The organism is Pseudomonas sp. TE31087, assembly GCF_057284075.1.
The window spans coordinates 5,743,516-5,754,437 of the sequence record NZ_JBXVNN010000001.1 but is presented as its reverse complement, the minus strand read 5'-3'; the positions used below and the strand labels follow the sequence as shown (position 1 = coordinate 5,754,437).

Below are 10,922 nucleotides of genomic sequence, written 5' to 3'. Positions count from 1 at the left end.
CCTACCTTAGCGCGCCTGGAGCGCTTTGCCGCGGGTTTCCGGCAGGCTCAGGGCCGCCAGGATCACCACACCGTAGGACACCGCGGCGAAGGCGCCAATCCCCAGGCCCAACGGCACTTTCTCGCCGAGCAGGCCGATCAGCAACGGGAACATCGCCGCGACCACCTTGCCGATGTTGTAGCAGAAGCCCTGCCCCGATCCGCGGATCCGGGTCGGGAACAGTTCGGTGAGGAACGAGCCCATGCCGCTGAAGATGCCCGAAGCAAAGAAGCCCAGGGGGAAGCCCAGCCACAGCATCACCCCGTCGCTGACCGGCATTTGTGTGTAGAGCAGGACGATGACGAACGAGCCCACGGCGAACAGGATGAAGTTCTTCCTGCGCCCCAGCAGGTCGCACAGGTAGGCGCTGACCACGTAGCCGATGTAGGAGCCGACGATGACCATCGCCAGGTAGCCGCCGGTGCCCAGCACGCTCAGGCCGCGCTCGTTCTTGAGGAAGGTCGGCAGCCACGAGGTGATGGCGTAGTAGCCGCCCAGGGCGCCGGTGGTCAGCAGCGAGGCGCGGATCGTGGTCCAGAGCATGCCGGGGGCGAAGATCTCGTAGAACTGCGCAGGCGCCTCGGCCTGTTCCACGGCCTTGGCCTGACGGTAGATCTCCGGGTCCTTGACCAGGCGCCGGACGAAGATCACGAAGATCGCTGGCAGCAGGCCCAGCAGGAACAGCGCGCGCCAGGCCTGCTCGGCCGGCAGCCAGGAGAACAGCAGGGCATAGAGGATCGCCGTCAGGCCCCAGCCGATGGCCCAGCCCGACTGCACCATGCCCACCGCCTTGCCACGGTCCTGGGCACGGATCACCTCGCCGATCAGCACCGCGCCGGCGGTCCATTCGCCGCCGAAGCCGAAGCCCATCAGGGTGCGGGCGATCAGCAGTTGCTCGTAACTCTGGGCGAAGCCGCAGAGGAAGGTGAAAAAGGCGAACCACAGCACCGTCAGCTGCAGGGTGCGCACCCGCCCGATGCGGTCGGACAGAATGCCGGCGATCCAGCCGCCCAGGGCCGAGGCGATCAAGGTGCTGGTGTGGATCAACCCGGCCTCGGCGGTGCTGATGCCCCACACCATGATCAGGGTGGGGATGACGAAACTCAGCATCTGGGTGTCCATGCCGTCCAGGCCGTAGCCGATCTTGCAGCTCCAGAAGGTGCGTCGTTGCTGGGAGTCGATGTCGCGGTACCAGGCGAAGGGGCCGCTCGAGGTTCGGGCGGGGGCCTGCTGCTGCACGCCGGTCGGGTTCATGGTTGCCTCGGCTTGTTGGTATTGTTCTATGGGCGACGTCGGGCGTCGCGGCCTGGGCTTCATGTTCAGAGGCCGCGCCGCCTGCGTCCAACGAGAAAAACCGCCGGTCTGGAACAAGAAAAACTGATCATGAACCTTCGTTTCCTCGAAACCTTCGTCTGGGTCGCCCGGCTCAGGAGCTTCCGCCTCACCGCCGAGAAGCTGTTCACCACCCAGGCCTCGGTGTCCAGCCGCATCGCCGCGCTGGAAGCCGACCTGGGCGTGAAACTGCTGCTGCGCGACTCCCGCGGGGTCAGCCTGACGCCGGAAGGCGCCAAGGTGCTGGAGTACGCCGAGCGCATGCTCGACACCGCCAAGGCCATGAAGCAGTCGCTGGACAGCGACCGGGCCAAGACCGGGCGCATCCGCCTGGGGGTGATGGACACGGTCATCCACACCTGGATGAGCGCCCTGGTGGCGGAGCTGGGCGAGCGCTACCCGCAGGTGGAGATCGAGCTGGTGGCCGATACCGCGCTGAACCTGCGCGAGCAGTTGCAGAAGGGTTTTCTCGACGTGATCCTGCAGACCGACCTGCTGCGCGAGCAGTCGATCCGCAGCCACGACCTGGCGCGCTACCCGATGGGCTGGATCGTCGCCGCCGGCTCGCCGCACCACCGTACCTACGCCTCGCTGGCGGAGCTGGCCCGCGAGCGCATCGTCACCTTCTCGAAGAACTCGCGGCCGCACCAGGAAGTGCTCGGCCTGCTGCAGGCCGCCGGAGCCGAGGCGCCGCGCCTGAACTGCGTGAACTCGGTGGCGGCCATCACCCGCCTGCTGCGCGACGGCTTCGGTATTGGCGCATTGCCGCCGGCATTGGTGGATGGCGAACTAAGCCGTGGCGAGCTGGTGTTGCTGGAAGGCTTGCAGCCACCGCCGAGCCTGGAGCTGGTGGTGGCGTGGCAGACCGGTGTGGCGCTGGTGGACGAGGTGGTGGGCGTGTGCCGGCAGGTGCTGGAGCGCTATGCGCGGGATGTGGGCGGGCAGCGGATTGTGCTGGTCTGAAAGGCCCGTCGCGGGCTAACTCATGACCCTCGAATCCATAAAGCTAAAAACAGAGAATTTTCCCACGACCATTTAGGAAGTCATGATCGAGACTTCCTCCTGTATCGCTCCTAAGGTCACTGTCCTGTAACGGCTTCTCCTTCTCCGGAGAGCACGGCAAAACTGGACAGGGACTTTCCATGCCTACTCAATCCGATCTGAATTGCCGCTTCGAGCCGTTGGCACGGAGCTATCCATGACCCTCAGCCTCAGTCAATCCATCCTGGACGCACAACGCCAAGCCATCCCCGTCCCCAAGCCCCGCTGCTCCGCCTGCCAGCGTATCGGCCTGCCCATCCTCCTGCTGCGTACCGCCTACGCCCCCAGCCCCAAGACTCTGAGCACGCGCAACCTGCCCAACTACAATGGGGTCGCCGGCATCCCCATGCACAGCGAGCAGCTGCGCATCCTGCGCCAGGGCTATGTCTACGTGCTGCTCGACCAACGGGTCTGGCACGCCTACCAGGTCACCCCCGAAGGGGCACTGCGCCAGTTCCCGGCCTTCCAGCCACCCCCGCAAGCCGGCAAACCCTTGTCCACGGCCTGCCGGCAAGAACATCACGATGTGATTGCGTCGTTCATCAACATCAACACCCTGCTGTACTCGACCGCCTGGATCGCCTTCGCCAACGACCCCTGGCCCAAACCCGTGCTGGACCAGTACAAGCACGCCATCGCGAACAACGACCCCGAGCTCACCAGCCGCTTCCTCGCACTCGACCTGAAAGCGGCCCGCGAAGCGCCCGGCAGTGTGGGCCGGGCCATGCACGCAGACCGCCTGCAACTCGACGAGGTCCTGGAATACGCCGTGCCCAGCACCGGCCCCTTCACCAGCGTCCATGGCTTCTACCCTCGCCTCGAGCGCCTGGCGGCCACGCGCACGTACATCGCTGCCCTGATACAACGCGAAGAGCTCGCCGACGGCGTGCTCGCGCTGACGGTGCCAGACCCCGTCGGCATGGTCCAGGAGTGCAACGCGCAACGCCTCGCCTGGGCCCAGGCCCTGCAGGCCTGGCGCGCCGAGCCGCAACGGCACTTCGAGCATTTCACCTCCCTGGCCCTGCTCGGCATTCGCGAGCTGAACGCCACGCTGGCCGCCGGCGAGGCCGCCACCGAAGTCGAGCGAGAAGCACGGGAGGTGGAGCGCTGGAACAGCAGCCCCCTGCTCGCCGCCAAGGCTCCCCTCCCCGCCGTGGATGTCGAGGCCCAGTTGCCGCGCCGGATCGAACGCAAGCAGCAGGAGGCACGGGAGCGCTTCGAGGAACGCTACGACGAGGGCGCACGCAGCGCCTTCGCCCGCGCCTACGAGACCGAACTGCACAACCGCCAACAGCTGATCGACCAGCTCGCCACCTTGTACGCCGAGCTCTACGCCGCCCCGGCGTTTCAACGCATCGCCTACAACGACTACAGCGCCATCGACTGGCGCTCGGCGGAGTACTTCGTAGGCATGATGAGTTCCTGCCTGTACGGCGGCCCCAGCGAAACCCAGCCGCAGGACGGCGCCGCGCTCGGCGCAAGCCAACGGCTGTGGCAACAGGAACTGGAAGACCCCGACAGCCTGCTGTACCAGGCCCTGGTCGCCAAGCACCAGGGCCTGCTCCGGCAACTGCTGGAGGCCTTGACCAGCCAGGACCTGAGCAAGGTCTACGACACGGTCAAGGGCCTCACCACCAGCTACGAGGGCCAGCAGTTGATGGTCAAGCCGGTGCGCGACGCCATCGGCCAACTGCTCGCCGCCACCGCCAATGCCGGCAACACCCTCCACCAACACCTGTCCGCCGGCGCCAGGCAGATGATCGGCTACGTGCACAGCGCGGCGCTGCTGCGTTTTGCCGGGCAGCACATGACGCAGCTCGTCGTGCCGCTCAGGGCGGGCGAATACCTGAAGCTGCTCAACGAGGGCCTGCAGGCGCGCACCGATGCGCTGCTCGGCCAGCTGGACCAGGCCTTTCGCAAACCCGCCGCGCACAAGGTCAACGCCATGCTGCTCAGCGGCGCCATCACCGCGGCAGTGTCCGGCAAGCACGGCAAGGTCGTGGAGCTGGTGCTCTGGACCATGGAGAGCGCCGAGGACCTGCAGGCCCGGTTGCAGCACCTGCAGGCCAGCGCGGGTACCGGCGCCGGCGAGGCCTTGCGCAGCGTGCGCATAGGGGCAGACAGCCTGCAATACCAGGCCGCCCACAGCCTGCGCCTGCTCAGCCTGAGCGCGGAGCAGACCCGCGCCCTGGCCCGTGAGGCCATGGGCAACCTGCGCAGTGGCTTGTCTGGCCTGGGGCGGGGCCGTGCGGACTTGATGTTAAGCCTGGGTGGGTTGTGGTTTCAGCAGGACAGCCTGCGCAGGAATCATGACGCGCTGATCGCGATCCCGGGCAATGCGGAGGCCGAAGCGTTGGCGGCGGTCTGGTCGTCGTCCATCGGGGTTTTGGGGTTGAGTATTGAGGCGACAGGGAAAGCGATCGAGATATTGCGGCCTGCCCGGGTTGCCGTGACGGCGGGCTCGACATTGATGCAGGGGACGCAACTTGTGAAGTACGGTGGTGCCATTGCTGCCGTGGCCGGTATAGCAGATGGAACCAATTATTTACTAGCGGCTCAACGAACAGGTGCACAAGGCGATCTAGCATCCAACCAAAAATATAATATTGCAGGCCTATCTGCGATTGGTTCAGCATTCGTAGGAGTAAGCACACTTTACTTTGGGACCGCATTCCTAGGCCCTGTAGGTATAGCACTACTACTTGCACTTTCGGCCTACACGCTTGCTACGATCGCAAAGAAAAACGAATCGTCCCCACTGGAAATCTGGGCTCGCCAGTCCAGATGGGGGCTGCCAGCGTCACATCGTGAATGGCAGGTCGCAGAAGACAATGACAACGCTATAGGTGCTCTCAATGCTGCCCTATTGGGCATCACTGCGCATGCCTCAATAGATATAACATTCAAAGAAACACACCCTCCGAAAACGATAGAACCGTTCGTCACGCTGAGGGACAGCTTCTCGGTTCCACTCGAAACACGTCTGAACTACACAATCACCATTCCTAACTTTGCTCACGGACAGGCAAGGTACGAATGGACGCTGGCAGTTTATTCACCGGGTAGAAACACTGTACCGACCGTGTACTCAGGAGACAGCGACAAGGTAAAAACCGAGTTACATGAGAGCATCGGCAGTCCAGAGAATAGTTCTCACCAAGGAAAGACTCTAAGAATAGAAGGAAGCACACCAACCGCAGATTTCAAAACTATCGACGCCTTTGAGTTAACAGTCAGCTATTGGCCCAACAAGGACGACACCACAAATTTCGCGAAATTAGTAAAAAAACAGGACAAACTGGACGTAAGGGGATAAAAATGAAAAGACCTATCCTGATTCCTCCGTGCCCAGGCTGGAAAGAGGACTTCAACCTCCCAAACGCACCGACTAAAGTCGACCCTTCTCCCATACTGCTAAATTCAAACCATCAAGACGACATCTACCTAGAGATACCTCGCAACTCAGTCAACACTGGAGGACTATTAACCCTGTGCATTCCATTAAGCATTACAACAATCATTCTTGGCGCAAGAATAATAGCAACCAGCATTCAGCACAATAACTACGAGTCACTATTAACCATATCAATACTAATATCCATTATAACTTGGCAGGTAGCAATATATTTTCGCCTAGTCCGCACCGCCCCGCGCGACGAGCCAATACGTTTCAACCGTGCCCGTCAAAAAGTCTACGCTTACAACTTTACGTTCTGTTGGTGGAACCCTTTCACCCCATGGCCAATAAAAATCGTCAGCTACGATTGGAAGGATGTACGCGCCGAACGCTGGAGAAAACAGGCAGTCACCCACCAAGGCTCGCACCTCGTGAAGACAGGGATTATGTTGTCCGTCGTCGAACCGGGTACCAACAAGGTAATCGACCGGTTCTCTTTGAGTAATACGTACGGGGAAGAGTCCATCTGGGTCTACATCTGCACTTACATGCAACATGGTCTCGATGCTGTTTCACCTGCCCCACACAATGAAGATCACAACCTTCTCCTGTGGTATCAGTTCGCCAAACGCTTGGCACCAGAGGTCAAATGGCCAGAAGCTATAGACCACGAATCCCGCACGGCCCCACACACAGCTCCACTTAAAAAGGTTGAGTTGCCATGAGGCCGCGGAAGTCGTCACCGGCCCTATCCATAGGGAATTAGCGACGGGATCAGCGAGAGCAATGCCACGCGTACGCCTATTCGTGTGATTGCACGAGTGTGCAGTGAAACCTGGTCGTGCCACCCAACAACTGGACTCTTGAGTAAGCAGGCACTGAAGGCTAGCGCCAGCTTTCCTTCACCACCTTGCGCCGCCCGCCAAGAATCACCCAACCAATCACCAGCAACAGGCTCTCGACCATAAACGCCAGCACGAACCCGCTGCCGATCCCCCAACCGATCGCCTCGGGCACCAGCAGGATCTGATAGCTGTAGCCCTTGAGCGTCTCCTCGCGCAGCGCCGGCTCCGGCTGTACCAGCACATGCCAGGTGCGGCTCACCCACGAGCCTTGCAGGGCCTGCCATTCATGCTCGAGCAACTGGTTGCGGATCAGCAGGCTCTCGATGCTGTTGGCATCGCTGGTGAACACCGGATCGTCGCTGCCCCGGTAATGTCGCACCAACGCCTGCAGGTCACCGTTGAAGAAGCGCTGCGCGGTCTGGCGGAAGCCGTCGAGCGCCTGGCGCGATTCGAGCAAGTGCGCCTCGACGCGCTGGCTGTAGTCCTTGACCAGCCCCGGCACCTGGAGACCGGCCAGCAGGCCGAAGGTGAACAACAGCAAACGCAGGTAACTTCTGAACATGCAGCTTCCTTAACTATGGCCGTGGGCAATGCACTCGCCATGCCGCCACAGCCCCCATTGACCCGGCTCGTAGCGGTTCCAGGTCTCGTTCTCGGTCAGCGGCTCGGTGGCGATCACCGTGACCACGTCGTTGGGGGTGGTTTGCGTGTGGAAGTCGACGATCAGGTCGACATCCTTCAGCCGCGCCGCGCCGAACGGTGCGCGGCGGGTGATATGCACCAGTTTGGTCGAGCAGAAGCAGAACAGCCAGTCGCCATCGCTGAGCAGGCAGTTGAACACGCCCTGGCCACGGTAACCGGCACAGGCTTCGACCAGCACCGGCAGCAACTGCTCGACCTCGACCGGCTCGGGGAAGGCTTCACGCACGCGGTTGAGCAGGTCGCAGAAGGCCGCTTCGCTGTCGGTGTCGCCGATCGGCCGGTAGAACATGCGCTGGCCGCTGAAATCGCCCAGCTGGCCGTTGTGCGCGAAGCACCAGTTGCGGCCCCACAGCTCACGCACGAACGGGTGAGTGTTGGACAGGCAGACCTTGCCGACGTTGGCCTGGCGGATATGGCCGATGACCACTTCGCTCTTGATCGGGTAACGCTGCACCAGGTTGGCCACTTCCGACTCGCTGCTCGCCGCCGGATCCTGGAACAGACGCAGGCCGCGCCCTTCGTAGAAACCGATGCCCCAGCCATCGCGGTGCGGGCCGGTGCGCCCGCCGCGCTGCATCAGGCCGGTGAAGCTGAAGACGATGTCGGTGGGGACGTTAGCGCTCATGCCCAGCAGTTCGCACATGTTGCGGCTCCTGGCTTAAAGACGGGGTTCGACGCGGCCCTGCCCGGGGCCGGAGCGGCGTACAGGGGCGGGCGGAGGATCGTCACGGTAGCGGTCTTGACGGTTGGCGGCCAGGGACGCTTCGGCCACGACCTCGTCTTCTTCCTTGGCCTGGCGCTGGGCGGCGGCCTCACGCTGGGCTCGGCGCTCGCGGGCACGCTTTTCCAGCGGCCAGCGGATCAGCACGAAGACGATATACAGGGCAAAGGCGAGCATGCCGTACATGGCCAGGTCGGAGGCGGCGCGCCAGGCGTTGTTGCCGACCTTGAAGGCGACGTCCAGCGCGGTGATGGCGATGGCCGGGGCGAAGCTTTCCTTGACCGGGTCGACGATGGTCGGCGAGAACAGCAATACGGCGATGATCACCCGCAGCGGCTCGCGCAGCCAGCGCCACATCCAGCCGGTCAGCTTGAAGCCCACCAGCAGGCAGCCCAGGGCGGCAACGGCGTACAGGCCCCAGGCGAGGGTATAGTCGTGTTCGGTCATGGTGTGGGTGCAAGCCAGGCAAAGAGATGCCTATGATAAACACTTTTCCCGGCGCAGGCTGCCCCCGCCCCGCAAGGGACCTGCAGCGGCCCTTCGCGGGGCAAGCCCGCCCCCACCTCCAGACCTCGATCAGGCGTGGGAGCGGGCTTGCCCCGCGATGGGGTCCACAATCGATGAGATCACCCATGCCCCTACCCCTTCCCGCCCCGATCGCCCATCAAGCCAAAGGCCACGACCCCTACGCCTGGCTGCAGCAGCGCGACACCCCCGAGGTCCTGGCCTACCTGGAAGCGGAAAACGCCTACCAGCAAGCCGTCCTCGCCGACCAGGCGCCGCTGCGTGAACAGCTGTTCGAAGAAATCAAGGGCCGCATCCTCGAGACCGACCTGTCGCTGCCCTCGCCCTGGGGCCCGTACCTCTACTACACCCGTACCACCGCGGGCGACGAATACCCGCGTCATTACCGCTGCCCGCGCCCGGCCGACGACAGCAACACCGTCGATGAAAGCCGCGAAGAGCTGCTGCTCGACCCCAACGCCCTGGCCAATGGCGGCTTTCTTTCCCTCGGCGCCTTCAGCGTCAGCCCCGACCACCGCCTGCTGGCCTACAGCCTGGACACCAGCGGCGACGAGATCTACACCCTGTACGTCAAGGACCTGGCCAGCGGCGCGCTGAGCGCCCTGCCCTTCGACGACTGCGACGGCAGCATGACCTGGGCCAACGACAGCCAGACGCTGTTCTTCGCCGAACTGGACGACACCCACCGCCCCTGGCGCCTGCGCCGCCACACCTTGGGCGAGGCTGGCGCCATCACGGTGTTCGAGGAGTCCGACGGACGCTTCTTCCTGCACTGCTACCGCGCCAGCTCCGAGCGCCAGCTGGTGCTGCTGCTCAACAGCAAGACCACCAGCGAGGCCTGGGTGCTCGATGCCGCCACGCCACAGGCTGATTTCACCTGCCTGGCGCCGCGGGTCGAAGGCCATGAATACTTCCCCGACCACGGCCAGCTCGACGGCCAGTGGCGCTGGTTCGTGCGCAGCAACCAGGACGGCATCAACTTCGCCCTGTACCACGCGCCGGCCGAGAGCGTGCCGACCCGCACGCAGTGGCAGGTGCTGGTACCGCACCGCGACGACGTCATGCTCGAAGGGGTGAGCCTCAATGCCACGGCGCTGTCCCTGAGCCTGCGCGAAGGCGGCCTGCCGATCATCGAAGTGCACCCGCAAGGCCTGCCGGCCTACCGCGTGGAACTGCCAGACGCCGCCTACAGCCTTTACGTTCAGGACAGCCTGGAATTCGCCAGCACGCGCATCCGTCTGCGCTACGAAGCGCTCAACCGCCCGGCCCAGGTGCGCCAGCTGGAGCTGGCCACGGGTGACCAGCAGGTACTCAAGCAGACCCCGGTGCTCGGCGCCTTCGACGCCGACGACTACGTCAGCCAGCGCCTGTGGGCGCTGGCCAAGGATGGCACGCGGGTGCCGATCAGCCTGGTGCGCCGCCGTGTCGACGAGGGCAAGTGCGTGCCGCTCTACCTCTACGGCTACGGCGCCTACGGCGAGAGCCTTGACCCGTGGTTCTCCCACGCTCGCCTGAGCCTGCTGGAGCGTGGCGTGGCCTTCGCCATCGCCCATGTGCGCGGCGGCGGCGAGCTGGGCGAGGCCTGGTACCGGGCCGGCAAGCAGGAGCACAAGCACAACAGCTTCGACGACTTCATCGCCTGCGCCGAACACCTGATCGCCGAAGGCGTAACTACCCGCGAACGCCTGGCGATCAGCGGTGGCAGCGCCGGTGGCCTGCTCATGGGCGCGGTGCTCAACCTGCGCCCCGAGCTGTTCCGCTGCGCCATCGCCGAAGTGCCGTTCGTCGATGTGCTCAACACCATGCTCGACCCCGAGCTGCCGCTGACCGTCACCGAGTACGACGAATGGGGCAACCCCGAGGAGCCTGAGGTGTACGAACGGATCAAGGCCTACGCCCCTTACGAGAACGTCAAGGCGCAGGCCTACCCGGCGCTGCTGGTGGTCGCCGGCTACAACGACAGCCGCGTGCAGTACTGGGAGGCTGCCAAGTGGGTGGCGCGCCTGCGCACGCGCAAGACCGACGACAACCTGCTGCTGCTCAAGACCGAGATGGGCGCGGGCCACGGCGGCATGAGCGGGCGCTACCAGGGGCTGCGCGACGTGGCGCTGGAGTATGCGTTCGTCTTCAATGAGCTGGGCGTGGCGTAAAACGCGATTTTCGTTGTCATAGCGTCAAGCTGACGTGGGAGCGGGCTTGCCCCGCGATGCGGACAGGCCAGGCAGCGCCATCGCCTGGTCGAACCTGATCGCGGGTCAAGCCCGCTCCCACGATGCCTCACTACTTACCCAGCAGTTTGTGGCGCTTTCCAGACATTCGA

At 63.7% G+C, this 10,922-nt stretch carries 8 protein-coding genes; 4 read left to right on the top strand and 4 right to left on the bottom strand.

The window, feature by feature from the left end:
- Window positions 1-6 precede the first annotated feature (6 nt).
- Window positions 7-1,293, bottom strand: a complete 1,287-nt coding sequence (locus tag ACZ899_RS26115) for an MFS transporter (RefSeq protein WP_050706835.1) — start codon at window positions 1,291-1,293, stop codon at window positions 7-9.
- Between the two features lie 129 nt (window positions 1,294-1,422).
- Between ACZ899_RS26115 and ACZ899_RS26110 the strand changes: the two genes are divergently transcribed.
- The 3 genes from ACZ899_RS26110 (at window position 1,423) to ACZ899_RS26100 (ending at window position 6,534) form a co-directional block, all read left to right on the top strand.
- Window positions 1,423-2,334: a LysR family transcriptional regulator gene (locus ACZ899_RS26110; protein ID WP_050706836.1), complete on the top strand. Its 912-nt coding sequence runs from the start codon at window positions 1,423-1,425 to the stop codon at window positions 2,332-2,334.
- A 235-nt stretch (window positions 2,335-2,569) separates the two neighbouring features.
- Window positions 2,570-5,728: a T6SS effector BTH_I2691 family protein gene (locus ACZ899_RS26105; protein WP_485627962.1), complete on the top strand. Its 3,159-nt coding sequence runs from the start codon at window positions 2,570-2,572 to the stop codon at window positions 5,726-5,728.
- Window positions 5,729-5,730: 2 nt separating this feature from the next.
- The gene (locus ACZ899_RS26100; RefSeq protein WP_234560259.1) at window positions 5,731-6,534 is read left to right on the top strand and encodes a DUF6708 domain-containing protein; all 804 of its coding nucleotides are present in this window, start codon (window positions 5,731-5,733) and stop codon (window positions 6,532-6,534) included.
- Window positions 6,535-6,694: 160 nt separating this feature from the next.
- Here ACZ899_RS26100 and ACZ899_RS26095 read toward each other — a convergent pair whose 3' ends face one another.
- Genes ACZ899_RS26095 through ACZ899_RS26085 form a run of 3 tightly spaced genes read right to left on the bottom strand, consistent with a single transcriptional unit; the run spans window position 6,695 to window position 8,524 of the window.
- Window positions 6,695-7,216 (bottom strand): DUF2937 family protein, encoded by a 522-nt coding sequence (locus ACZ899_RS26095; RefSeq protein WP_234560258.1) that lies wholly within the window; start codon window positions 7,214-7,216, stop codon window positions 6,695-6,697.
- A 9-nt stretch (window positions 7,217-7,225) separates the two neighbouring features.
- On the bottom strand, window positions 7,226-7,999 hold the full coding sequence (locus ACZ899_RS26090) for a class II glutamine amidotransferase (RefSeq protein ID WP_234560257.1): 774 nt from the start codon (window positions 7,997-7,999) through the stop codon (window positions 7,226-7,228).
- Between the two features lie 15 nt (window positions 8,000-8,014).
- Window positions 8,015-8,524 (bottom strand): hypothetical protein, encoded by a 510-nt coding sequence (locus ACZ899_RS26085; protein WP_062360569.1) that lies wholly within the window; start codon window positions 8,522-8,524, stop codon window positions 8,015-8,017.
- Window positions 8,525-8,709: 185 nt separating this feature from the next.
- On the opposite strand from ACZ899_RS26085, the gene ACZ899_RS26080 reads away from it, so the two are divergent.
- The gene (locus tag ACZ899_RS26080; protein ID WP_234560256.1) at window positions 8,710-10,752 is read left to right on the top strand and encodes a S9 family peptidase; all 2,043 of its coding nucleotides are present in this window, start codon (window positions 8,710-8,712) and stop codon (window positions 10,750-10,752) included.
- The last annotated feature ends 170 nt before the right edge of the window (window positions 10,753-10,922 follow it).